Raw genomic sequence first — 23,969 nt, 5'->3', positions numbered from 1 at the left:
ATAAAAGTGAATAGAATGTAAAGATGCGAATTTTAAGAGAAATTGCTGAAGTACGTGAATGTATTGCGAAAGAGCGATGTCTAGGGTTTTCAATTGGTTTTGTTCCAACTATGGGGGCATTGCATGATGGTCATCTTGCATTAGTAGAGCGAGCAAGGACAGTGTGTGATCGGATATTGGTTTCTATTTTTGTTAATCCGAAACAATTTGGTCCTCATGAGGATTTTGATCAATATCCAAGAGATTTGATGGGCGATTGTGCTTTATTGGAAAAGGCGGATGTAGAGTATGTTTTTGCGCCTTCTGTAGAAGAAATGTGGCCACTAGGTAATGAAACAAGTGTGAAGGTAGAAAAGCTATCGCACATTTTAGTGGGAAAATTACGTCCAGAGCATTTTTGTGGTGTGACCAGCGTTGTTGCTAAGCTTTTTAACATTGTTCAGCCAGATAAGGCTTTTTTTGGGGAAAAGGATTTTCAACAGCTTTTGATTATCCGTCGTATGGTTGAAGATTTAGCCTTTCCTGTTGAAATTGTTGGAGTGCCTATTTTACGTGAAGCAGATGGCTTAGCAAGTTCTTCACGGAATCAGTTGTTAACATTAGAAGATCGCAAAGCTGCAAAAATTATTTCTGAGAGCGGTAAAGCTGCTGAAAAGCTTTATCTTCAAGGTGAACGCTCTGTTGATAAATTATGCAAAATTGTGCGCGATGTTTTACAACAGGAATCGCGTGCGATTATTGAATCAGTAGATTTACGAGACATGAAAACTTTATGCGAGATCAAAGGAAAACTGGATACACCTGCAGTTTTATTACTAACTGTCCGCTTTGGTGAGGTTAGGCTTATTGATCAATATATATTGCAATAGAAGGGCTAAAAATGAGTGTACATAAAACCATAAAACGGATTACTGCTTCTGAAATACGATCAAGAAAAGGAAAAGAACCGATTGTTTCTTTAACGGCTTATCAAGCTTATACGGCACGGATTGCTGACCCATATTGCGATTTACTTTTGGTGGGTGATAGCGTTGGTATGATTGTGCATGGGTTTGATACAACACTTCCCGTTAGTTTAGATATGATGATTCTACATGGGAAGGCAGTTATGCGTGGGTCTAAGAGGGCACTTGTGGTTGTTGATATGCCTTTTGGTTCTTATGAAGAAAGCAAAGAACAAGCTTTTTCTAATGCGTCGCGTATTCTGGCAGAAACTGGTTGTGGTGCAATTAAGTTAGAAGGTGGCGTTTATATAGCAGAAACAATTGATTTTTTATGTAAACGTGGCATTCCAGTTGTGGGACATATTGGTCTTACTCCGCAGGCAGTAAATTGTTTTGGTGGTTTCAAGACGCAAGGGCGTAAAGAGGGTGATTGGCAAAAGATTGAAGCAGATGGGATAGCAATTGAAGAGGCAGGTGCTTTTGCTGTTGTCGTAGAAGGGGTTGTGGAACCCTTAGCGGTAAAGCTGACAGAAAATCTTTCTATCCCTACTATTGGTATTGGTGCATCCAAACAGTGTGATGGACAGATATTGGTCATGGAAGATATGTTGGGCTATGGCGCCTATGTGCCTAAATTTGTGCGTCGTTATGGTGCTCTTGAACAAGCTGTAGAAACTGCAATTAAGAGTTATGCAGATGATGTCAAAGCACGTGCTTTTCCAGCAGATTCAGAAGTTTATAAATTTAAATAAAGTTCAGTTTAATATAAAGTTATTATAAGCGAGCATTTGTTTTTAAATCCTGATTAACATGCATTCCTTTATATGTGCCTTGCTTGTGCACAAAGTGCATCATGATTTTTTGTATGCTATTTCATTCATTTGTATAAATTGACCAATGAACTTACAAACTTTCTGAGGGCATGTTCGATAGTGAATTATTGGCAAATGCTTGAGCTTAACGATGTTCGTTTTTTGCGGATTTTACGCTACGCATAAAGATAGCGATTGTAGAGTCCTAAGCTTCACAGAATAATGATGAAAAAAGTGCTTGCTTTACTCTTTTTATAACCGTTCTCAAGTGAGCATGAGTGGGAGAAGGCTATAAACTTAATTAATATATTCGTGAGCTTTGTAGTTGCAATCATAAAGGATGAAAAGTTAGAAAAAATATTATTAGCACGATCTTTGAGTGTCGAGATCGTTAAAACGGGTTAAAAAGGTGTGTTCAATGTGTTGTGTGGAATATGATTGCAAAATAAGATCGTCGGGTAAAATATGATTTGGAGATCCAAAATAGTGAAGAGCTTCTTCTGAATTAAATCCAGCGAGAGTGATGGCTTCGTAGAATGCTGCAATACGGTCAGCTTGTTTAATTTTTTTTAAGAGTTTTTGAGAAAGGTCAATAGAGAGAGAAAAGCGCATGTGAATAGCATCTTGTATACGCTTTTCGATGAGCTTATATTGCTCGCCTATGACAGCTTTAAAAGGTGAGATCATATCGCCAATAACATATTCTGGTGCATCATGAAGTAGTGCACAAAGGCATTCGTTGTTACACGATTGCGGAGAAATTTTCTGAAATATTTGCTCTACCAAAAGTGAGTGTTGTGCGACAGAATAGGCATGTTCTCCTTTTGTTTGACCGTTCCAGCGTGCAACGCGGGCAAGACCGTGAGCAATATCTTCGATTTCAATATCAAAAGGTGAAGGATTTAGTAAGTCAAGTCGCCGTCCAGAAAGCATTCTTTGCCAAGCGCGTGCTTCTCCATTTTGTGATAATTCAACTTTAGCCATTAGTTAGTTTCCACAGTGTCTTCAGGAAAGGTAAAATTCATATTTTCAGCAATATTTATTGTGACAGGGGCATTTTCTACTGTAAATGTGACATTGTTGTTCATAGCATCTTTAACATGATCAATACGCATTAAAGCTAAGGCTTCGTTTCCAGAGCATGTTCCCAAACAACCAAGTACTTTTGTTCCTGCTGTAACGCTGGATTTTAAGGCTAGTTCATGTTGGCTTTTTACTATCAAAACACGACGACGCGCTGCACGACGGTGATGCATTCGTGAAATCACTTCTTGTCCGATATAGCAACCTTTATTAAACGCTAATCCACCGATTTGATCGTAATTAATATCATGAGGAAAGACTTTTCCTATTTCATAGTCTTCATCACTTTCTGCAATTGCATAACGGATACGCAATTTATTCCAAGTATCATTATATTCTGGAACAGCAAAAGGTGTTTTCCCATAAGCTCGTAATATCTTCTCTTTTTGCGGAAATCGCTTATCAATAAAACTTAAATCACAATCTAAGGTATCTATTTCCTTTTCATTGTTCCACAAAACCGTAACCATTTCTTGTAGTGGTTGTGTAATTTCTACTTTTTTATGCAACTTATAGAGAAGAAGGCGTTTTTGGAAGGTGTCAGCTAAGGATGCAACAATATCAATCAGATAGCCACCATTTATTTTGCCTATTAAAAAATCAGCAATAACTTTTCCTTGTGGGGATAAGAGAGCTCCAGGAAAAATTTCTTGTGGTTTAATTTGTTTTACGTCTGTTGTGATAAGAACTTGCAGAAAATCTGTTGCTTCTTCACCTGTAACTTTAATAATTTTACGGTTTTTAAAGCGAATGGCATTTTGTTTTTCGTTCATGGTTCTTGCCTTTCTGCCCAAAGTTACATAATCGATAAAGAGGGGATACGTAAGGAGCACGGTTATGTTTAAAACATTTGATACAATTTTAAAAGGCGCAACACTTGTAAATCATGATGGAAGTAGCAAGCGTGATATTGGTATCACGAACGGTCGTATTGCTGAAATTGGTGATCTCACATGTGCGTCTGCTGGTGAAGTAATTGATTGTACAGGACTTCATATTTTACCTGGTATCATTGATAGCCAAGTCCATTTTCGCGAACCAGGCAATGAACATAAGGAGGATCTGGAAAGTGGCTCATATTCTGCTGTTTTAGGAGGTGTTACAGCAGTGTTTGAAATGCCCAACACCAACCCATTGACTACGTCAGAAGAAGCATTGACCAATAAGGTTAAACGCGGATTTCACCGGATGCATTGTGATTTTGCATTTTGGGTTGGGGGAACGCGTGAAAATACATTAGAATTGGCTGAATTAGAAAGACTTCCTGGTGCTGCTGGAATTAAAGTCTTTATGGGGTCTTCTACGGGTAATCTTTTGGTGGATGATGATGAAAGTGTACGTCTTATTTTGAAGAACACACGTCGTCGTGTGGCTTTTCATTCTGAAGATGAGGCAAGACTCAATGAACGTAAAGTGTTGCGTATTGAAGGAGATGTATCATCACACCCAATCTGGCGTGATAAAGTTGCAGCATTAAAATGTACACAACGTTTGGTTAAAATTGCACATGAAACAAAAGCGCGTATTCATGTGTTACATCTTTCTACAGCGGAAGAAATTAATTTTTTGAAAAATCATAAAGATATAGCAACAATTGAAGTCACTCAACATCATTTGACGTTAACTGCTGATGATTACCAGCGACTTGGCACATTGATTCAGATGAATCCACCTATCCGCGAAAATTTTCACCGTGAATCTCTTTGGTACGGTGTTCAGCAGGGAATTGTTGATGTTTTGGGTTCTGATCATGCTCCTCATACGCTTGAAGAAAAGCGTAAGCCTTATCCTTCTTCTCCTTCAGGGATGACAGGTGTGCAGACAACAGCAGCAATTATGTTGACGCATGTAAATGCAGGAAAGATATCTCTTGAACGTTTTGTTGATCTCACCTCGCACGGTCCTAGTCGCATTTTTGGCATAAGCTGTAAAGGGCGCCTTGCTGTTGGATATGATGCTGACTTAACCATTGTTGATCTTAAGCGGGAAGAGATTATTACGAATGCATTGATTGGTTCGCGCGCGGGGTGGACACCTTATGATGGCAAAAAGGTTAAGGGTTGGCCTGTTGGAACCATTATCCGTGGTATACGGGTTATGTGGGAAGGTGAAATTGTTACACCTTCGCAAGGTGAGCCTGTTAAATTTATAGAAACTTTGGCGTAATCTAATTAAAATTGATAAATCTTATGAGATAGATGATTTTGTGAGTGAAAAGGTACTCATTATGCTTTGATGATACATAAATATATACTTTGATGGTGCATAAATAAAAGTACCTTGAGAGTTTATTTTTTAGTCATTAGAAGAGGTTATCTCTATATCAGATTTGGTTTATTACTAGCTTATTTATTTTAGGAACTATCACTATTAGTATAGCGTAAAGTGGTGACATGATATTTTATACAGGTTAATTGTTAAAATGTGTGAGAAGGTTTTCTGATAAGGATCTGCCTTCTGTGACGTATCGTTGGTTTGCTTCAATTGCTGATTGTGTACAATGATGGTAATTTGCTGAAAAAGCACGATAAGCTTCATTAAACGCTTCGTAAAAATAAGCGCGCCTTTGTGGAGTTGGGTTTTCTGCTTCAATAAGTGCGGTCATGTGATTATACCATTGGTTTGTTGGGATATTGCAAAGATTTTGCAGATAATGCAGGGATCCCAAAATTTCTGCCAGTCGCAGCAGTTTTGTATCATATGGTGGATATTGTTGCGCAAAAGTTGGTATTGATGTTACAAAAAATGTCAAAATAATAATTTTTATCAATGTATTACGCATCATTTTTATTGCTCACTTTTAATAAATTTCTGTACGATTACAATCACGGATAAAGTACTTTTATCATTGAGTATATTGTTAAAGGATATGACAAAAATTGTGCATTATTAACCGATAGCAAACATGTTATGAAATTTAGGGCAGGGAAGGTAGTAAGGAAATAAACATGGGAATATTAAAAGTTTTAACTAGGCTTTGTGTCGTTAAAAACTTCAAATTTTCTGCATGTAATTTTTTTTGCGTGTAAATTTACATTGTTTTGTGTGTTGAAGATTTTCTCTTCTGATATTTTGATCATAAACAAATTGGATATGAATTTTTACCGGTAATACTTTTGTTCAATCAAGTAAAATACGATTGTTTTTATGACGGATGGTGGATACAGCATAAAGTGGAATGGTTATGGGCATTTTACATCAGATGTATGAAAATTTTATTCTAAGCTCGCATAGCTTGGTGATCTTAGGTAAAATGTATCTAAGAGCGACAAGTAATATCGCTAACGGAGTATAATGATGAGAGAATTGCGATTTTATAATACACTTACGCGCAAAAAAGAAAGTTTTACACCGATAGATGCGGCTAAGGTACGTCTTTATGTTTGTGGTCCGACAGTTTACGATTATGCTCACATAGGTAACGCACGTCCTGTGATTGTTTTCGATATTTTATTTCGCTTATTGCGCCATATCTATGGCAATGATCATGTTATATATGCTCGTAATATTACAGATGTGGATGATAAGATTAATGCACGAGCAGCCCGCGAGTATCCAGAGTTAGCGCTAAATGATGCTATTCGCCAATTGACTGAGCGTACATATTCTCAATTTCAACAAGACACTATGGCACTTGGTTGTTTATTGCCAACAAGTCAACCACGTGCAACTGATCATTTAGAGGAAATGTGCTCTTTGATTGAAAAATTGCTTAAAAAGGGGTACGCCTATAAAGCGGAAAATCATATATTATTTTCTGTAAGTAGCATAAAAAAGCATCCTCATTATGGTACACTTGCAAAACGCTCATTAGATGAAATGAGAGCGGGTGCGCGTGTTGATGTTGCTGCTTATAAAAGAGAGGAGATGGATTTCGTTTTATGGAAACCTTCTGCGGAAGGAGAGCCAGGTTGGGCATCACCAGCAGGAATTCCTGTTTTAGGTCGCCCTGGTTGGCATATTGAATGTTCTGCGATGTCGATGGCAAAGCTACTAACTCCTTATGGCGGTGGTTTGATGTGTGATGATCCAACAGCGAATGTTTTTGATATTCATGGCGGTGGTATTGATCTAATTTTTCCTCATCATGAAAATGAAATCGCACAAAGTTGTTCAGCTTTTGGGACTGAACGAATGGCTAACCTTTGGATTCATAATGGTTTTTTGCAAGTTGAAGGGCAGAAAATGTCTAAAAGCCTCGGCAACTTTATTACTATTCGTTCTATTTTAGAGAGTAATTTTTTTGAGTTTAATGATGCTATAACAGATGAAATAAAACAAAACTGGGCTGGTTTATCTACACGTTTTTCGATGTTACAAACGCACTATCGTGAACCATTAAATTGGACAGCTGAGCGTTTAGCACAATCCAGTAGTGAACTGTATCGTTGGTATGAATTGCTTCGCTGTAAAAGAGAGAGCTTGGAGAAGAATGAAGTTCTTGAGGATTCCTTGATAAGTATATTAAGTGACGATCTTAACACTCCAAATGCGATTGCTGTTTTGCGAAAATTTTACAAATCAGGTAATGCAGTAGCTCTTGCAAATGGAATGAATTTGTTTGGATTATTGCGGCAAGAGTGGGTTAGAGAAGTAAAGTGCCCATTGTTTATGAGAAAAACTTCTCTTGATTCAAAATTTATTGATCGGCGCATTGCCGAAAGACTACGCCTTATCCATAATAAAGAGTGGACAGCTGCAGATACAATTCGTGATGAGCTTGCAGTTGAGGGGATTTTACTAAAAGATGGAAAAGATCCACAGACAGGTGAGCGTATAACTAAGTGGGAAATAAAGCGTTTTTAATACTCATATTCTAACAGCTTTCATAACATAAGAAGAGAGTCTGGTGGAATTTTATATCATTACGGATATATTGCATTTGAGTTAGTTATAAGCTTCGTTGCTTTCCTCTTTATTTTAAAAACCATAGGGCGTGGTAGCTTAGTCAAAATGACATCATTGGGTCTGGTAAGTAATTTTGTGATGGGTAATATCATTGGAGGAGTTATTTACAATTCGTATTCAGTTGTTATTTGTCTTATTCATTTGGCACTCCTTGATTGCATCTTTTAATTTTTTAGCACGATATTTAGTTTTTTCGCCCTCTTATTACAGAGCAAAGCATTGTAATTAATTTTAGGTAATGTTTTTCAAGTCGATGAGATCAAAAACTTGGGGATCAGCATGAATGATCTAATACAATGCTGCGTATTAACGGCTGTAGTTTACATGAAACTGCTTTGCTCGTTTGGAAACCAATAGTGATTATTCTGTTATTAAAAAGACAGAAGGTAAGAAATTTACCATTCTAAATAGTGAAATTTTTAATAAGGGTTTTAAGAGATTGGTAAGTCAAAGAAATAGCTTTAAGAGGAATTGAAAAAAGTGTGTAGAAGTTGAGAGTTTATATGCGGCAAAATGGTATGAGGATATAGACCAAAATAATAAACCTTATAGTGGATTATTTCTTGTCCCTCTTTCAAAAACAGTCTAACCTCAAATGCTAATACGTGTCGCTTATGAGAAGCGTATAGAAGAGGGGGTAGTATGATCTGTAAACTGATGCAGGAGAAGTGTTGTATTGCCCATTGGGTGCTTGAGAGAGAAATAGTGGCTTTATGAAACGGAATGAAATGATGAAAACTGTGTCGTCAGATACAGGTCAGACTTTGCGCACACTTTATAATTTATGGCCTTATATGTGGCCAGCAGATCGGCGTGATCTGAAAATGCGTGTTATATGGGCGATATTTTATCTTGTTTTAGCTAAGCTGATTCTCATATCTGTGCCGTATTTTTTTAAATATGCTACAGATGTGCTTGATGTGAGATCTAAGTTATCTACGTGGTTTCCATCCAGTTTGCTTGCCCCCATCATGCTCGTTTTAGCGTACAATGTTGCACGTATTGTTCAAGCTGGATTCAATCAGCTACGAGATTCCCTTTTTGCAACCGTTGGTCAACATGCTGTTCGTCGCTTAGCTTATAAGACCTTTGTGCATGTTCATGGACTATCTTTGCGATTTCATTTAGAGAGGCGGACTGGTGGGCTTTCTCGTGTGATTGAGCGTGGTACGAAGGGAATTGAATCTATCGTTAGATTTTCAATTCTCAATACAGTTCCAACGGTTTTAGAATTTGTGCTAACGGCACTTGTATTTTGCGTCAGCTATGGAGGGCTTTATTTTCTCATAGTTGTAGCAACAGTTGGTTTATATACTTGGTTTACAATTAAAGCGAGTGATTGGCGTATTCGTATTCGACAAAAAATGAATACAGCAGATACTGAGGCAAATACGCGTGCTGTTGATTCTCTTTTGAATTTTGAAACGGTCAAATATTTTGGCAATGAAACTTTAGAAGCACATCAATTTGATTCTTCGATGGCAGATTATGAAAAATCTGCAACGAAAATTTGGACATCATTAAGTTGGCTTAATTTTGGTCAGGCTGTTATTTTTGGTATAGGAATGGCTATCCTGATGTTGATGTCAGCTTATGAAGTTTTTCATGGGACGCAAACTTTAGGAGATTTCGTTTTTATTAATGCACTTTTAATACAGCTTTCCATTCCATTGAACTTTATTGGTTCAATTTATCGTGAAGTTCGACAAGGTATAACAGATATTGAAGCTATGTTTGATCTTTTAGATGCTCGACAGGAAATTGTTGATAAATCAGATGCTAAGCCATTGGTGGTAGGTGGTGGTACCATTCGATTTAATAAAGTAAAATTTGCTTATGATCAGACACGCCAGATTCTTAAAGATATTGATTTTGAAGTTCCAGGAGGAAAAACAGTTGCAATTGTTGGCCCATCAGGTGCTGGTAAATCGACTATTTCGCGATTACTTTTTCGATTTTACGATGTTGATGAGGGCTCGATTACAATTGATGAACAGGATATTCGTGATGTAACTCAAGAAAGTTTGCGTGAAGCTATCGGTATGGTGCCACAAGATACAGTTTTATTTAATGACACAATTGCATATAATATTCGTTATGGGCGTCCAAGTGCTACAGATGAAGAAATGCACAAAGCTGCTCAAATGGCGCGGATATCAAAATTTATTGAGATGCTTCCAGAAGGCTTTCAATCTATGGTAGGTGAACGTGGTCTCAAGCTATCGGGTGGTGAAAAACAACGCGTGGCTATTGCGCGAACCTTATTAAAAGCTCCTCCGCTTCTTATTCTAGATGAAGCAACCGCGGCTCTTGATACGGCAACAGAACAAGAAATTCAACAGGCATTGGATATTGTAAGCCGTGGGCGTACGACATTGATTATTGCTCATCGTCTTTCTACTGTTATCAATGCTGATGAAATTTTGGTACTCAAACATGGTCGTATTATTGAAAATGGAACACATGATGAGCTTTTGCGTAAGAAAGGTTTATATGCTTCAATGTGGAACAAACAACTTGAAGCATCGAAGGCAGAAGAAAAGTTACGTAAAATGCGTGAAGAGGATGAGCTGGGCATTGTTAATCGTAAAAAATAACCTGTGTGAAATGGCCTATATTTTATATGGAGTGATTGATTTAGTGTGCAAAAAGAAGGAAAGAACAAAAAAATCATTACTTATGAGATTATATCTGAACAGGAAATTATATGAGTATTCTGCAATCTGTCCATAATAACTTTGTGCCAATTCATAAAGAAGGTTATCCTTTTATTGTAGCGTTTTTTGTTATTTCTCTTATTCTTGGTTGGATATGGAGTCCGTTGTTTTGGTGTGGTCTCGTTTTAACGGTGTGGTGTATATATTTTTTTCGCGATCCAAACCGTGTGATACCTTTGAATCCAAATTGGGTTATATCTCCTGCTGATGGACGTATCTCATTTGTTGAGCCATGTGTTCCACCTGAAGAGTTAGGATTGGGTAATAAAGAAATGATTCGCATTTCCGTGTTTATGGATATTTTTTCATGCCATATTAACCGCATTCCTATAAGCGGTACGGTAGAGTCTATTGTGTATCGTCCAGGTAAGTTTGTCAATGCTGAGCTTGATAAGGCTAGTCAATTTAATGAGCGTAATGGAGTAGTGATTGACAGCAAGCATGGGAAAATTGGTATAGTGCAGATAGCAGGAATGGTTGCGCGTCGGGTTGTTTGTTGGTCAAAAGAAAATGATTCAGTTATGACAGGGCAACGTTTTGGGCTGATACGTTTTGGCTCTCGCCTTGATATTTATATTCCAATTGAAGTAAAGTTACGTGTTGCGGTTGGCCAAGTAGCTATTGCTGGAGAAACAGTTTTAGGTTCTTTTGATGATAAGAGTGCCATAACTAATTTCAGATTTGACTAGGATAAACAATGAAAAATTTTTCATTATTTTCTTCATTTAATCCTGAAGGACAACATGATGACATTCCAAATCGGTGGCGTTCACCCACGCCGATGCGATATGTCATCCCCAATATTATCACTGTTTTGGCAATTTGCGCGGGAATGAGTAGTATTCGCTTAGCTTTTGAGCATCGCTATGAGGCTGCTATTTTAATGGTACTTTTAGCAGCAGTTTTAGATGGTGCTGATGGTCGCATCGCTCGTTTGATGGATGGTAGTTCATCTTTTGGAGCACAGATGGATTCTCTTGCTGATGTTGTTAATTTTGGTGTTGCACCTGCACTTATTGTTTATTCTTTTATTTTAACGCAGGTTCACCAAGTCGGTTGGGTGGCAGCTCTTGTTTATTGTGCTGCTTGTTGTTTGCGGTTAGCTCGTTTTAATGTAATGCTGGATGACGCTAATATACCAAAATGGAAGGGAAATTATTTTATTGGTGTTCCTGCGCCAGCAGGGGCGCTATTGCTTTTATTGCCTGTTTATTTGGGAGCTCTTGGTTTGATACCAAGTTGGGGCTGGGCGTTATTTTTTAGTCTTTATACTGTAGTGATTGCCTTTCTTTTGGTTAGTCGCTTGCCAGTATGGAATGCAAAAACAATTGATCAAAATTTGAGACGTGATATTGTTGTACCATGCATGCTTTTCATTGTTATTTATGTGGGTTTTCTGGCAACTTATACATGGCATACTTTATTAATCACAGCTGTTGGCTATATGATTTTTTTACCCTGTAGTTTTATAGCTTATAATAAGCGGGTTGCTTTGGAAGAGAAAAAGATTAATGTTAAAGCTATCAAAAAATCGTAAAGTTTTGCATTTTTTTTGTAAGGTGAGACGGAAATATAAAAAGTTTTGATTAGCATGCGTAGTTTTTATAATTATAATTAATCAGGTGCATGATAATCCGTAAACCGATTTTTATGGACATTAAAAAGTTTACCTGTTTCTTTTAAATTGGGTGATAATAAATGCAGTATTTTTTCTGCAATTTCTTGCGGTGAAGGTAAAGTTTGAGGATCTTCATGAGGCATAGCTTGCGCGCGCATGGCAGTACGTGTCGCACTTGGATCAACACAATTGACCTTGATGTGAGTTTGTTTTAGCTCTTCTGCCCAGCAACGAGCAACAATTTCTAAAGCTGCTTTAGAAGCTGCATAAGGTCCCCAAAAAGCGCGTACAAGGTGAGCAACGCTTGAGGATAGAAAAATAGCTCGTCCTGCATCAGATTTACGTAGTAAAGGTTCAACTGCTTTCATTAAGCGCCATTGGCTCATGAGATTTATTTGAAAAACATCTTCAAATACCGTATTTGAGATATGAGTTATTGGTGAAAGTGTTCCAAGGATTCCTGCATTTGCAACCATAATATCGAGTTTTCCCCAGCGCTCAGCAATAGAAGTTCCGAGAGAGTCAATATGTTCCATATGACGTAAATCAATTGGAATGAGCGTTGCAGAAGCACCTTTTTCTTGAATTTTATTGTTAAGTTCAGTTAAACCACTAATTGTTCGTGCAAGAGCGATAATGTGAGCACCACGCGTTGCAAGCTCTAACGCTAAATGATAACCAATTCCTCTTAAAGCTCCTGTAACGAGTGCAACATATCCGTGGAGATTAAAGTCAAGCTTTGTCATCATTAATTTCTTGTTTTAAGAACAGATGATTGACGCATTTTAGGAACCATTTCTTGATCAACAAGATGTGTAGGGTAGTGTCCAGTAAAATAATGGTCAGTAAATTGTGGGTCAACATTATTTCGTTTTTCTCCTGCGACAGCAAGATATAAACCATCCGTTGAAAGAAATTCTAATGAATCAGCTCCAACAAAGCTACACATAGATTTTAAGTCAGGATACTGGTTAGCCAAAAGACTTTCAATTGTAGGCGTATCAATTCCATAAAAATCTGGATAAAAAATCATAGGACTAGAAATACGCATATGAACTTCTTTTGCTCCCGCTTCTCGGAGCATTCGCACAATTTTGACGGATGTTGTTCCACGCACGATAGAGTCATCGACCAAAATAACGCGTTTCCCTTCAATGATTGGGCGATTTGCAGAGTGCTTTAATTTAACTCCAAAAGCACGAATTTGTTGTGTCGGTTCGATAAAGGTACGACCAACGTAATGATTCCGAATAATTCCAAGCTCAAAAGGAATTCCAATTTCTTGTGCATAGCCAATTGCAGCAGGTGTTCCACCATCAGGAACTGGAACCACAACATCACCCTCACAAGGTGCTTCCTGTGCTAAATGAATACCCATATTTTTACGTGCCATATAAACATTTCGTCCTCCAACGATTGAATCAGGACGAGCAAAATAGACATATTCAAAAAGGCAAAGTTTCTCTGGCTTTTCTATCTCTGGCTTTATAACTTTTTTAGTGATTTCCCCATTTTTTTGTATTTCGCATATGATTATTTCCCCATTTTTGACATCGCGGACATATTTTGCTCCAATAATATCAAGTGCACAGGTTTCGGAACAAAAGATTGGTTTCCCATCAAGCTCACCCATTACGAGTGGTCGGATACCAGTGGGATCGCGTGCGGCAATGAGCTTTGTGCGTGTAAGTGCCAACATAGCGTATCCACCTTCCACTTGTCGAATAGCATCAACAAAGCGGTCAGATGATGATTCATAACGGGAGCGAGCAATCAGATGAAGAAAAACTTCAGAATCTGATGTCGATTGACAAATAGCACCAGATGCAATGAGTTCACGACGTAATGTAAGACCATTTGTGAGATTGCCATTATGTGCAATAGCAATACCTCCAGCTTTTAATTCAGCAAAGAGAGGCTGTACATTACGTAATGCTACTTCTCCAGTTGTTGAATAACGTGTATGTCCGATAGCACGATTCCCTGGTAAGCGAGCAAGTGTTGCAGGATTTGTGTAGTGATCTCCGACAAGACCAAGATGTTTTTCTTGGTGAAACATCTTGTTATGGTAGGAAACAATTCCAGCTGCTTCTTGACCACGATGTTGAAGTGCATGAAGCCCAAGGGCAGTTAATGTTGCTGCATCTTCATGCCCAAGAATACCGAAAATTCCACACTCCTCATGAAGGGTATCATCATCCAATGAGAATCTCTGAAAGGGAATATCAATTTTTGTCATCATATTTTTTTGGTTATGATATGAAAGATGGTTAATATTGTTACGTTATATTTATTTGAATTTTTTTCCCAATAAAAAATTATTCCTCATTTTATTGGGACATACTTTTATCAGAATGTATACCATTTGTGCTTGTATTGTCTCTTTTAAAAAGTTGTTCAGCTTTTTCGAGAGCATAGTCGAGATCTTTGGGCAGTATGTCCCAAATTTTTTGACCCAGTGAATCTAAGGTAGGCTTTGTTTTTGCATTTTTCAACCAATCAGATTGTTGCTCAGGTTTGATAAGCGCATTAATGAGTAATATGCCAATGACAATAATGAATAAGCCACGAATTGCTCCAAAGATAAAGCCAATAGTGCGGTCAAGTACACCAATTCGACTATCAATAATAAAATCGGAAATTTTCATTGTAACAACGGAAATAATAATCAAAATAATAATGAAAATCGTAACCACTGTAGCTATCAATGCAACCGTCTTGTTAGAGAGATATTGCTCAAAGAAGGGCAGTACAGGTTTGAATAAAAATAATGTGGCAACAGCTGAAATTGCCCAAGACATTAATGAAAGAATTTCGCGTGAAAATCCTCGAAGCATGGAGAGAAAAGCAGATAACAAGACGATTATTACGACAATTCCATCAAGGATTGTTATAGCCATCTTTATTTATTCCTTATACATAAAATTGCGTTTTGTTTAAACAACATACGAGCATGCTTCTGCTTCTTTGCTTTTTATAGCAAGAATCTTTTATATTTTGTAAATTTTTTTATCATGTACGTGATACAGGTTGTTTTTTTCCTGCAACAATAGAGCCAACCAACTCAGGAAGTTCAGAGAATGTTTTTTGTTGAAAGGTTTGCGATTTTGTTGTTTGGGTTGTTGCGGTGGGTTGAACAGATCCTTGAAAGCCAAGTTTTTTAGCTTCATTAATGCGTTGTCCTGAATGCGCAACGGTACGGATAGCTCCCGAAAGGCTTATTTCGCCAAAATACACATAATCAGTTGGGAGAGGAATGTTTGCAAGAGAGGAGACCAAAGCTGCTGCAACAGCTAAATCAGCTGCTGGTTCTGATATACGGTATCCACCTGCAACATTAAGATAGACATCATGTTGTCCAAAGCGAACACCACAATGGGCTTCTAAAACAGCTAAAATCATTGAAAGGCGATTTCCATCCCATCCAACAACAGCACGTCGTGGTGTTCCGAGTGAAGAGGGGGCAACAAGTGCTTGAATTTCTACTAATATCGGGCGTGTTCCTTCCATTCCTGCAAAAACAGCAGCTCCTGGTGCTTTTTCATTCCGTTCACCCAAAAAAAGTTCAGATGGATTGATTACTTCTCGTAGCCCTTTGTCAGACATTTCGAAAACGCCAATTTCATCAGTTGGTCCAAAACGGTTTTTTACAGTTCTCAATATTCGATAATTATGGGCGCCTTCACCCTCAAAATAGAGAACGCCATCAACCATATGCTCGACAACTCGAGGACCAGCAATTTGTCCGTCTTTTGTCACATGACCGACAAGAACAACAGCTGCTCCTGTTTTTTTGGCAAAGCGGATCATCGCTTGGGCGGCAATACGCACTTGTGTGACTGTTCCAGGTGCGGAATCTGCTGCATCTGACCATAGGGTTTGAATGGAATCAATAATAACCATATCAAGTTTTTTATGTTCGCTTAAAGTTGCAAGAATATCTTCAACATTGGTTTCTGCGGCAAGTTTTACTTCCGTATTGGTAGCACCAAGCCTTTGCGCACGTAGGCATATTTGCGCAATGGCTTCTTCGCCTGAAACATAAACAACATGATGCCCTTTTCGTGATAAAGCGGCTGCTGTTTGTGTTAGCAATGTTGATTTTCCAATGCCTGGATCGCCACCAACAAGTAATGCTGATCCACGAACAAAGCCGCCTCCAGTCACGCGATCAAGCTCAGCGATGCCAGAATGGATGCGTGGAGCATCTTCAATATTTCCAGAAAGAGACATAAGGGTAACGGCTCGCCCTTTACGAACATTTTGCATAGGACCACTGCCAATGCCGTTATTTGTGCCTTCTTCGATCAGGGAATTCCATTCTCCACAAGAATTACATTTCCCAGCCCAACGTGAATGGATGGTACCACAATTTTGACAAATAAATTGAACACGGATGCGTGCCATGGTGATTTAACCAATTTGTTCTGGGAGATATTGACTGTCTGCCAAATCACTGAAACGCGTAAAATCAGGTTGAAAAGCAAGTTTAACTAGCCCAGTTGGTCCATGACGTTGTTTAGCAATGATCACTTCAGCTTGCCCTAAAAGATCATCCATTTTATCTTGCCATTCTTCATGCTTGCGTTTTTCATGTTCTGTAATCCCTATCTTGGGTTCTTCATTTTTAAAGTAATATGCTTCACGATATACGAAAAGAACGACATCAGCATCTTGCTCGATTGAGCCAGATTCTCGTAAATCTGAAAGTTGTGGACGTTTATCTGTTCGATTTTCAACTTGGCGCGAAAGCTGCGAGAGAGCGATAATGGGAACATTTAGTTCTTTAGCTAATGCCTTGAGACCCGTAGTAATTTCTGTAATTTCTTGGACACGATTTTCAGATGAGCGCTTCGAATTGCTGGTCATTAACTGTATATAGTCAATAATCAAGACATCCAAACCATGTTGCCGTTTTAAACGCCGTGCGCGTGCTGCCAATTGCGCAATTGATATTCCCCCTGTTTGATCAATGTAGAGTGGTGCTTTTTGTAAGTGCTGCATTGCACGAATTATTTTGGAGAACTGCTTTTCTGAAATATTACCACGCCGGATATCAGAAGAAGAAAGCTCTGTTTGTTCTGAAATAATGCGTGTTGCAAGCTGTTCAGATGACATTTCAAGTGAGAAAAAGCCAACGATTCCTCCTTCATTTTCTGATGAAGAGCCTTCTGTTTTGGCATTATGATTGTAAGCATTAGCAATGTTAAAAGCGATATTGGTGGCAAGTGAAGTTTTTCCCATACCAGGGCGTCCAGCTAAGATGATTAAGTCGGATGGTTGTAATCCCCCCATTTGCTCATCAAGTGTTTTAATATGGGTAGCTATCCCCGATAATCGTGAAGAACGCTTTTTGGCAGCACTTGCCATGTCAAAGGCTTTTTTTATAGCTTCATCAAAATTTTCAAATCCACCACCGTATTTTCCTTTTTCTGCCAGTTCAAACAAATTGCGTTCAACCATCTCAATCTGCTGAGCTGGCGTAAGCTCTACAGGTGCATCAAAGGCTGTATTGACGATTTGGTTTCCAAGGTTAATTAAGGATCGTCGGATAAAAAGATCATAGATAACTCGTCCATAATCTTCAGAGTTAATGATTGTTACCGCTTCTTTGGCTAAACGAATCGCATAATTAAATACGGTAATATCTCCGATTTTTTCTTCAGCTGGAATAAAGGGCTTGATGGTAACTGGATTTGCAAGCTTTCCTTTCGCGATAATTTGCGATAAAATATCATAGATTCTTTGATGCAATGGTTCAAAGAAGTGCTCTGGTTTTAAAAAATCTGAGACTCGGTCAAGTGCATCATTGTTAATAAAGATTGCACCAAGCAATGCTTGTTCAGCTTCAACATTATGTGGGAGTTGTCGAAAAAGAGAAGGATCTTCTTTTTCTGAAGAGCTGAAATTGGCAATGCTTATTTCTTTCATAATGGCTTTCTCACTAAAATTCGTATTTTGCCTACTTTAGGCAATAATCGAATACTGTATATTAAACGGATTGGGCTCCAAATCCTTGTTTTTAGTTAAAATCACAGCTTTTATTTTTAAAAGACTCTTATCCCAATCGCTTACTCATAAATTTACTTACAATTGCATTAATATGTAACATAATTCTTTTGTGTTTTATTTTTTATAATTTAAAAATTTTAGTAAAAGCATCAGGAAAATTTTCAAATTCAGTTTTCTAAAAAATCCTGACAATATATCCCGAGTATTTTGATGTCATATAATCAAAATTCAATATTGAAAATAATAAGATTACGTGTCTTCATGGCAGAAATTGTTTCAGATGACAGAAGATGTAAGAAGTTGACCACTTATTATAGGATATTTTATATTTTTGAAGCATAAAATATCAAGTGATTCTTTGTTTCTATTTTAGGAAATGATAAGAAACATGTGAAAGTATTTTCAATCACGCTACTCATAATTTTAGGCATATTTCACTTTTTACACCACATCAAATCCTGATTCCTATATAAGTACAAGAATTCAGTTTTGGGATGATGGTAACAATAAAGTACTCAGATTTTTGATCTAAGCACTCTATAATTATGTAAATATAAAAAAGAAGAAAATTAAAAAAATGAAAAAAAGGTAAAAAAACGATAATTAATCCTTTTTGTCAGCGCTATTGGTATCGTTATTATTATTGGTATCGTTATTATTCATTTTTTCTTCTAACAATTCTTCCTGATCTTCTACCAATGGCTCTTCTGATTCTTCCTGAATATCATATATTGCTTCAGCAGAAGTAAGAGTTTCACCCTCTGCTTGGCGTTGTGCTTCACTGGTTGAACGTGCAACATTCATTGTCACAGAAATTTGAACTTCAGGGTGTAGGATAATCGTGATAACATGGAGACCGATAGTTTTTATTGGATGATTCAATTCGACCTGATTGCGCCCAACAGAAAAACCTTCAGTTGTTATAATTTCAGAAACATCGCGTGTTGATACAGATCCGTAAAGTTGTCCTGTTTCGCCAGCTGAACGAACGACAATAAATGACTTTCCATCAAGTTTTTCAGCAATTTTTTGCGCTTCACTTTTGCGTTCAAGATTACGAGCTTCAAGTTGAGTGCGTTGTGTTTCAAAATGTTTTTTATTAGCTTCATTAGCGCGTAAAGCTTTACCTTGAGGTAAAAGAAAGTTGCGTGCATAACCATCTTTAACTGAAACAATATCACCCATCTGACCGAGACGGGGAATGCGCTCAAGTAGAATAATATCCATATTTTTTCCTTTCGAACAAATAAATTAGTAGAGTTTATCCCGTGATTGAAAATTGTATTGAATAGCTGCCCAAATACCCATCAGAAGCATTATGAAAGAAATAGGTGGAGCAAGAAAGACAGTTAACATGGCAATAAAAATAGCAATATATACGAAGAAGAGTATAATAACCCGACCGTTTATCCCTTTTGTAATGTTGTGTAAATATGCTAAGCCACTGATTGATATAACGACAGTATATGCAGTGGTAAAGACGCGCGTGATTAAATTAAAAGTAAATCCCAATTCAATCATTGATGCTACACAAACAACAATAAAAATAACAAGTCCAGAAATTGGAAGACGGAAAGTTTTCCCCCAATCATCCCGAGGTCTTTTCAGCCAATTCATATGCTGTGCTGTTATCATTGAAAAATAAAGATTTCCAATGAAAAAAATCACACTATAAATAGTCAGAATAATAGCTGTCAAAGTTGCTGCATGCGTTGTTAAAATTTCGCTAAAAGCGAGTATATCAGCCTCTTTTATAGACTGCGATTGTTGCATAGCTTGTGTTATATTGGTAATAATTTGTTTTGTAATAACAGGTATGGACGGACGCGTTTGGATGTAGAGTCCGATAAGACTTGATATAAGAGCGATAAAATTGGTTAAATGAAAAATTACCAAAAATAACGGATACCATACCAATAAGCTTCCCTCTTGTACTGGTCGTGCAAGTCCAAGCAACCAAGAAGCATAAAAAGCAGGAAGAAAAAATAATAACATAAAGCCAAAACCAATATAAACATTACTGGCTATGGCAAGAACAAGAGTGGCACTGATTAACGCAACAAAGCTAACTAACGTTCCCCAACCGAATGCAACAATGAAAATTGGGAGTGAAAGAAAGCAACCGAGAAGAAGAGAAAAAGAAGGTGCAATATTTGCGACACTAATGACTGCCATTCCTATAACAGCAGCAAAAAGCCCAGCTAAAACACCAGTCATTATTTCATAGGTATGAAAATTTTTCATTGATCGCTGTCCTGCCTTCTGCAGTTAGGGGCGTTATAATGCCTCAACTTTTTATATTCTATACACTCTCACACACGTACATAATTAATCGACGTACTGCTAAGTTACAAAAAAAAGGCAGCTGAAAATACTTCAGCTGCACTGCAATTTGTTACTTTATAACGTATGGAAGCAAGCCAAGAAAACGGGCACGCTTGATAGCATTAGCTAATTCACGCTGTTTTTTTTGACTGATAGCTGTAATCCGTGAAGGAACAATTTTTCCACGCTCTGAAATATAACGCTGTAACAGTTTAACATCTTTATAATCAATCTTTGGGGCATTTGCACTTGAAAAAGGGCACGTTTTACGACGACGATGAAAGGGACGACGCACTGCTGTTTGATTAATATCGGTCATCATTCTATTCCTTCTACAGCATCTTCACGTTGATGACGTGGGGAGCGAGGTCGTTCTCCATCTTGTCCAGCGTGATTATTGCGATCCATGCGCGCAAGCATAGCAGATTTTTCTTTTTCATGCTCTTTTACACGGATAGTCATGTAACGTAAAATATCCTCATTGATACGCATTTGACGTTCAACTTCAGCAATTGCCGCAGCTGGTGCGTCAATATTAATCAGTACATAATAAGCTTTACGGTTTTTACGAATACGATAAGCAAGGGTACGAAGTCCCCAATTTTCTACACGCCCAACTTTTCCACCGTACGCTTCAATAACACCTTTGTAGACACCCAAAAGATCATCAATTTGCTGTGGTGCGATATCCTGTCGGGCAAGGAATATATGTTCATAAAGAGCCATTATTTTGCCTTTCTCCAATTAAACTTTACCTGTTTTAGCGCAAAGCCTCTGCGACTTGTCTTTTTTGGAGATCCAAAGAAGAAAGGACGCGTTTATAATTCGAGACATTCGAGAGTGAGGATACGGGAGGCCGGAAACATCACATCTCCTACTGAATTATTTTTCAGTCCTCCGTTCAACCCCCAGCCAAAACGCTGGTAACGAACGTTTGACGTTTACAGCTTATTTTTAAAAATAGCAAGTTCATGCTTATAAAAAATATGATTTAGTAAGTTTTGAATATATTTTGTATATATTGCAGGATGTTCCACAAAAAATGACGATCTAAAACTATAATAATTAAAATTAAGGAGATAAAAATGGATTTTTTAAACCAGATTGATTCTGCGCTTTTTAAAATGCTTGCTGGCAATTATCAATCATGGTCGATTTTAGTTTTAATTGGTATTTTTTGTGCAAAATTTTTAATTTATGTTATTCCAGCACATCTTTGTATGCTGTGGTTTTGCGGAAAAATCATGGAACGATGCGTAGCGTTAAGCATTTGTGTGAGCATTTGTATGGCTCTTTTTATAGGTTATCTCATTTCTCTTGTTTATTTTCATCCACGTCCATTTGTGGTGGATCTCACATTTCCTTTGATTAAGCATTGTGCGACAGCTTCTTTTCCTAGTAATCATGCTTTAACTATTGCATCTTATACGGCATGTCTTTATTTTTATCGGTATAAAACTGCCTTTAGGTTTGCAGTGATATTTTTATGTTTAATTTGTTGGGGGCGTGTTTTTGTCGGTGTACATTATCCTTTTGATGTTGTAGCTGGCGCAATTTTAGGGGGGGGAGTAAGTTGGGGCGTTATCCGATTCATGGTGCCGTATTTTCCTCAATTTTTATATCAAATTCCGCCGTTGAAATATAACTTTAAGATAGATATTCATTCCAAATAAATTACTTTATCTTGATTCATATTTATGGACTAAGATCAAAAGTAAATAATTTTGCATAATTTCGGAGGTGACTGATGGTAGCAGCATTTACTTTTCCAGGACAGGGGAGTCAGCTTGTTGGTATGGGCAAAGTGCTTGCACAACAATTTGTTGCAGCGCGTATGGTTTTTGAGGAAGTAGATGATGCTTTAGGTGAAAAATTATCAGATATCATTTTCGAAGGACCTGCGGATGCTTTAACTTTGACGATGAATGCACAACCAGCGTTGATGGCTGTATCTATGGCAATTATTCGTGTAATGGAAAATTTAGGGCTTAATATAGAATCAAAGGTAAAATTTGTTGCAGGTCATTCTTTAGGTGAATACTCAGCTCTTTGTGCTGCTGGTACATTTAGTCTTACCGATACAGCAAGGCTTTTACGGATTCGTGGAAATGCTATGCAGGCTGCTGTTGCTGTTGGTCAAGGTTCTATGGCAGCAATTATTGGTTTGGATGAGCAAGATGTTGAAAAAATTTGCGAAACTGTTTTAGGAGAAGGGCTATGCCAGATTGCTAATGATAATGGTGGTGGGCAAATTGTTATTTCAGGTGAAGTAAAGGCAATTGAGGCAGCAGTGGAGATTGCGTCAAAAAAAGGTGCAAAACGTGCGCTTCTTCTTCCAGTTTCTGCACCTTTTCATTCAGCTTTAATGCAACCTGCTGCTGATGCCATGAAGAATGCACTTTTGACTATTAATAAAGTGGCTCCAGTTGTTCCTCTCATTGCAAATATTTCTGTTGCACCAGAAAGTGATCCAGAGCGTATTGCGATGCTTCTTGTGCAACAAGTAACGGGGCGAGTGCGGTGGCGTGAAACAATAGAGTGGATCAGTGCCAATGGGGTTGATACGCTTTTTGAAGTTGGTTCTGGAAAAGTATTAACAGGTCTAGCTCGTCGTGTTAACAAGGATATAAAGGGATTAACAATTGGGACAGCTGAGGAAATAGAAGGAGCACTACAAGTGCTCGGTGTTTAATCTTTAAGGAGTCTAAAAAATGTTTAAATTAACAGGTCGTAAAGCGCTTATAACGGGGGCATCGGGAGGCATTGGTGAAGCAATTGCGCGCTGCTTCCACGCACAAGGAGCAATTGTTGGACTCCATGGAACGCGCGAAGACAAACTTAAAGAAATAGCTGAAGATTTAGGACAAGATGTTGTTGTATTTCCCGCGAATCTTTCTGAGCCTGAATCCATTAAGCAATTAGCTAAAGCTGCGGAAAGAGACATGGGAGGGGTTGATATCCTTGTTAACAATGCTGGAATTACGCGCGATGGTCTTTTTGTGCGTATGCAGGATAAAGATTGGGATGATGTATTAGCGATCAATTTGACAGCTGCTTCTACTTTAGCACGTGAATTGACGCACTCTATGATGCGACGTCGCTATGGACGGATTATTAATATAACATCAATTGTTGGTGTTGTAGGAAATCCTGGACAAACGAATTATTGTGCTGCGAAAGCGGGTTTAATAGGTTTTTCTAAAGCGCTGGCACAAGAAATTGCATCACGAAATATTACTGTCAATTGTATCGCTCCAGGATTTATTAAGTCCGCAATGACTGATAAACTCAATGAGAAGCAAAAAGAAACTATTATGGCGGCAATTCCAATGAAGCGTATGGGGATGGGGAAAGAAATAGCCTATGCTGCTGTTTATTTAGCAAGTGATGAAGCAGAATATGTGACGGGTCAAACAATACATGTCAATGGTGGTATGGCAATGATCTGAGAATTTGCTTTATTCCACATTGATTTATAAGCTGTAATATTTTAGTAATAACGAGTGAAAAGGAAACATGTACCTGTTTGTTTAACATGGTGGTTGACCAA

Annotated in this window: 23 protein-coding genes; 11 read left to right on the top strand and 12 right to left on the bottom strand. The window is 37.9% G+C overall.

Translation table 11 applies throughout. The annotated features are described in order from the left end of the window. Positions 1–23: 23 nt before the first annotated feature. The gene (gene panC / locus ACMFKV_RS03210) at positions 24–869 is read left to right on the top strand and encodes a pantoate--beta-alanine ligase (RefSeq protein WP_336287884.1); all 846 of its coding nucleotides are present in this window, start codon (positions 24–26) and stop codon (positions 867–869) included. Between the two features lie 11 nt (positions 870–880). After that, positions 881–1,696 carry a 3-methyl-2-oxobutanoate hydroxymethyltransferase gene (gene panB / locus ACMFKV_RS03205; protein WP_336287883.1) on the top strand — a complete coding sequence of 272 codons (816 nt, stop codon included), beginning with the start codon at positions 881–883 and terminating at the stop codon, positions 1,694–1,696. A gap of 423 nt (positions 1,697–2,119) precedes the next feature. On the opposite strand, the gene ACMFKV_RS03200 is transcribed toward panB, so the two are convergent. Beyond that, positions 2,120–2,740, bottom strand: a complete 621-nt coding sequence (locus ACMFKV_RS03200) for an HD family hydrolase (protein WP_336287882.1) — start codon at positions 2,738–2,740, stop codon at positions 2,120–2,122. Further along, positions 2,740–3,612: a CAF17-like 4Fe-4S cluster assembly/insertion protein YgfZ gene (ygfZ, locus tag ACMFKV_RS03195; RefSeq protein ID WP_413154480.1), complete on the bottom strand. Its 873-nt coding sequence runs from the start codon at positions 3,610–3,612 to the stop codon at positions 2,740–2,742. The genes ACMFKV_RS03200 and ygfZ overlap by 1 nt, the downstream gene beginning before the upstream one ends. A 64-nt stretch (positions 3,613–3,676) precedes the next feature. On the opposite strand from ygfZ, the gene ACMFKV_RS03190 reads away from it, so the two are divergent. Beyond that, positions 3,677–5,005, top strand: coding sequence for a dihydroorotase (locus tag ACMFKV_RS03190; protein ID WP_413154479.1), 1,329 nt, complete (start codon positions 3,677–3,679; stop codon positions 5,003–5,005). Between the two features lie 244 nt (positions 5,006–5,249). Here ACMFKV_RS03190 and ACMFKV_RS03185 read toward each other — a convergent pair whose 3' ends face one another. Next, positions 5,250–5,621, bottom strand: coding sequence for a TIGR02301 family protein (locus tag ACMFKV_RS03185; protein WP_336288033.1), 372 nt, complete (start codon positions 5,619–5,621; stop codon positions 5,250–5,252). A 515-nt stretch (positions 5,622–6,136) separates the two neighbouring features. On the opposite strand from ACMFKV_RS03185, the gene cysS reads away from it, so the two are divergent. The 5 genes from cysS (at position 6,137) to pssA (ending at position 12,001) form a co-directional block, all read left to right on the top strand. Continuing rightward, positions 6,137–7,645 (top strand): cysteine--tRNA ligase, encoded by a 1,509-nt coding sequence (gene cysS / locus ACMFKV_RS03180; RefSeq protein WP_413154559.1) that lies wholly within the window; start codon positions 6,137–6,139, stop codon positions 7,643–7,645. A gap of 27 nt (positions 7,646–7,672) precedes the next feature. Further along, complete coding sequence (locus ACMFKV_RS03175; RefSeq protein WP_413154558.1) at positions 7,673–7,915, top strand: hypothetical protein; 243 nt, start codon at positions 7,673–7,675, stop codon at positions 7,913–7,915. Positions 7,916–8,460: 545 nt separating this feature from the next. Next, a complete protein-coding gene (locus ACMFKV_RS03170; RefSeq protein ID WP_413154478.1) occupies positions 8,461–10,344 on the top strand; it encodes an ABCB family ABC transporter ATP-binding protein/permease in 1,884 nt (627 codons plus the stop codon). A gap of 110 nt (positions 10,345–10,454) precedes the next feature. Beyond that, positions 10,455–11,153, top strand: coding sequence for a phosphatidylserine decarboxylase (locus tag ACMFKV_RS03165; protein ID WP_336287878.1), 699 nt, complete (start codon positions 10,455–10,457; stop codon positions 11,151–11,153). 8 nt (positions 11,154–11,161) lie between these two features. Beyond that, positions 11,162–12,001 (top strand): CDP-diacylglycerol--serine O-phosphatidyltransferase, encoded by an 840-nt coding sequence (gene pssA / locus ACMFKV_RS03160; protein ID WP_413154477.1) that lies wholly within the window; start codon positions 11,162–11,164, stop codon positions 11,999–12,001. Positions 12,002–12,078: 77 nt separating this feature from the next. Here the strand turns inward: pssA and ACMFKV_RS03155 are convergent, their stop codons facing one another. The 9 genes from ACMFKV_RS03155 to rpsF all read right to left on the bottom strand — a co-directional run bounded on the left by ACMFKV_RS03155 (position 12,079) and on the right by rpsF (position 21,145). Then, entirely contained in the window at positions 12,079–12,828 is a 750-nt protein-coding gene (locus ACMFKV_RS03155; RefSeq protein WP_413154557.1) for an SDR family NAD(P)-dependent oxidoreductase, read from the bottom strand. A gap of 2 nt (positions 12,829–12,830) precedes the next feature. Continuing rightward, positions 12,831–14,324: an amidophosphoribosyltransferase gene (gene purF, locus ACMFKV_RS03150; RefSeq protein WP_413154476.1), complete on the bottom strand. Its 1,494-nt coding sequence runs from the start codon at positions 14,322–14,324 to the stop codon at positions 12,831–12,833. Between the two features lie 88 nt (positions 14,325–14,412). Continuing rightward, entirely contained in the window at positions 14,413–14,982 is a 570-nt protein-coding gene (locus tag ACMFKV_RS03145) for a CvpA family protein (RefSeq protein ID WP_336287875.1), read from the bottom strand. Between the two features lie 112 nt (positions 14,983–15,094). Then, positions 15,095–16,489: a DNA repair protein RadA gene (gene radA, locus ACMFKV_RS03140; protein WP_336287874.1), complete on the bottom strand. Its 1,395-nt coding sequence runs from the start codon at positions 16,487–16,489 to the stop codon at positions 15,095–15,097. A 6-nt stretch (positions 16,490–16,495) separates the two neighbouring features. After that, positions 16,496–18,013: a replicative DNA helicase gene (locus ACMFKV_RS03135; RefSeq protein WP_336287873.1), complete on the bottom strand. Its 1,518-nt coding sequence runs from the start codon at positions 18,011–18,013 to the stop codon at positions 16,496–16,498. 684 nt (positions 18,014–18,697) lie between these two features. Next, positions 18,698–19,321 (bottom strand): 50S ribosomal protein L9, encoded by a 624-nt coding sequence (rplI, locus tag ACMFKV_RS03130; protein ID WP_413154475.1) that lies wholly within the window; start codon positions 19,319–19,321, stop codon positions 18,698–18,700. 24 nt (positions 19,322–19,345) lie between these two features. After that, on the bottom strand, positions 19,346–20,338 hold the full coding sequence (locus ACMFKV_RS03125; RefSeq protein WP_413154474.1) for a hypothetical protein: 993 nt from the start codon (positions 20,336–20,338) through the stop codon (positions 19,346–19,348). Positions 20,339–20,489: 151 nt separating this feature from the next. Further along, on the bottom strand, positions 20,490–20,738 hold the full coding sequence (gene rpsR / locus ACMFKV_RS03120; protein ID WP_336288030.1) for a 30S ribosomal protein S18: 249 nt from the start codon (positions 20,736–20,738) through the stop codon (positions 20,490–20,492). Continuing rightward, positions 20,738–21,145, bottom strand: a complete 408-nt coding sequence (rpsF, locus tag ACMFKV_RS03115; protein WP_336287870.1) for a 30S ribosomal protein S6 — start codon at positions 21,143–21,145, stop codon at positions 20,738–20,740. The genes rpsR and rpsF overlap by 1 nt, the downstream gene beginning before the upstream one ends. 359 nt (positions 21,146–21,504) lie before the next feature. On the opposite strand from rpsF, the gene ACMFKV_RS03110 reads away from it, so the two are divergent. The 3 genes from ACMFKV_RS03110 to fabG all read left to right on the top strand — a co-directional run bounded on the left by ACMFKV_RS03110 (position 21,505) and on the right by fabG (position 23,868). Next, a complete protein-coding gene (locus ACMFKV_RS03110) occupies positions 21,505–22,092 on the top strand; it encodes an undecaprenyl-diphosphatase (protein ID WP_336287869.1) in 588 nt (195 codons plus the stop codon). 74 nt (positions 22,093–22,166) lie between these two features. Next, on the top strand, positions 22,167–23,111 hold the full coding sequence (gene fabD, locus ACMFKV_RS03105; protein WP_336287868.1) for an ACP S-malonyltransferase: 945 nt from the start codon (positions 22,167–22,169) through the stop codon (positions 23,109–23,111). A gap of 19 nt (positions 23,112–23,130) precedes the next feature. Beyond that, on the top strand, positions 23,131–23,868 hold the full coding sequence (fabG, locus tag ACMFKV_RS03100) for a 3-oxoacyl-[acyl-carrier-protein] reductase (RefSeq protein ID WP_336287867.1): 738 nt from the start codon (positions 23,131–23,133) through the stop codon (positions 23,866–23,868). Positions 23,869–23,969: the final 101 nt, after the last annotated feature.

The sequence above is a fragment of the Bartonella propinqua genome, assembly GCF_047263965.1.
In the GTDB taxonomy this organism is placed as follows: Bacteria; Pseudomonadota; Alphaproteobacteria; order Rhizobiales; family Rhizobiaceae; genus Bartonella.
Note: the sequence above shows the minus strand (reverse complement) of the source record. Positions and strands in the feature narration are given on the sequence as shown.

Coding starts and splice junctions, on each gene's coding strand:
- panC (WP_336287884.1), top strand. CDS start 24: ATGCGAATTTTAAGAGAAATTGCTGAAGTACGTGAATGTATTGCGAAA.
- panB (WP_336287883.1), top strand. CDS start 881: ATGAGTGTACATAAAACCATAAAACGGATTACTGCTTCTGAAATACGA.
- ACMFKV_RS03200 (WP_336287882.1), bottom strand. CDS start 2,740: ATGGCTAAAGTTGAATTATCACAAAATGGAGAAGCACGCGCTTGGCAA.
- ygfZ (WP_413154480.1), bottom strand. CDS start 3,612: ATGAACGAAAAACAAAATGCCATTCGCTTTAAAAACCGTAAAATTATT.
- ACMFKV_RS03190 (WP_413154479.1), top strand. CDS start 3,677: ATGTTTAAAACATTTGATACAATTTTAAAAGGCGCAACACTTGTAAAT.
- ACMFKV_RS03185 (WP_336288033.1), bottom strand. CDS start 5,621: ATGCGTAATACATTGATAAAAATTATTATTTTGACATTTTTTGTAACA.
- cysS (WP_413154559.1), top strand. CDS start 6,137: ATGAGAGAATTGCGATTTTATAATACACTTACGCGCAAAAAAGAAAGT.
- ACMFKV_RS03170 (WP_413154478.1), top strand. CDS start 8,461: ATGAAACGGAATGAAATGATGAAAACTGTGTCGTCAGATACAGGTCAG.
- ACMFKV_RS03165 (WP_336287878.1), top strand. CDS start 10,455: ATGAGTATTCTGCAATCTGTCCATAATAACTTTGTGCCAATTCATAAA.
- pssA (WP_413154477.1), top strand. CDS start 11,162: ATGAAAAATTTTTCATTATTTTCTTCATTTAATCCTGAAGGACAACAT.
- ACMFKV_RS03155 (WP_413154557.1), bottom strand. CDS start 12,828: ATGACAAAGCTTGACTTTAATCTCCACGGATATGTTGCACTCGTTACA.
- purF (WP_413154476.1), bottom strand. CDS start 14,324: ATGATGACAAAAATTGATATTCCCTTTCAGAGATTCTCATTGGATGAT.
- ACMFKV_RS03145 (WP_336287875.1), bottom strand. CDS start 14,982: ATGGCTATAACAATCCTTGATGGAATTGTCGTAATAATCGTCTTGTTA.
- radA (WP_336287874.1), bottom strand. CDS start 16,489: ATGGCACGCATCCGTGTTCAATTTATTTGTCAAAATTGTGGTACCATC.
- ACMFKV_RS03135 (WP_336287873.1), bottom strand. CDS start 18,013: ATGAAAGAAATAAGCATTGCCAATTTCAGCTCTTCAGAAAAAGAAGAT.
- rplI (WP_413154475.1), bottom strand. CDS start 19,321: ATGGATATTATTCTACTTGAGCGCATTCCCCGTCTCGGTCAGATGGGT.
- ACMFKV_RS03125 (WP_413154474.1), bottom strand. CDS start 20,338: ATGAAAAATTTTCATACCTATGAAATAATGACTGGTGTTTTAGCTGGG.
- rpsR (WP_336288030.1), bottom strand. CDS start 20,738: ATGACCGATATTAATCAAACAGCAGTGCGTCGTCCCTTTCATCGTCGT.
- rpsF (WP_336287870.1), bottom strand. CDS start 21,145: ATGGCTCTTTATGAACATATATTCCTTGCCCGACAGGATATCGCACCA.
- ACMFKV_RS03110 (WP_336287869.1), top strand. CDS start 21,505: ATGGATTTTTTAAACCAGATTGATTCTGCGCTTTTTAAAATGCTTGCT.
- fabD (WP_336287868.1), top strand. CDS start 22,167: ATGGTAGCAGCATTTACTTTTCCAGGACAGGGGAGTCAGCTTGTTGGT.
- fabG (WP_336287867.1), top strand. CDS start 23,131: ATGTTTAAATTAACAGGTCGTAAAGCGCTTATAACGGGGGCATCGGGA.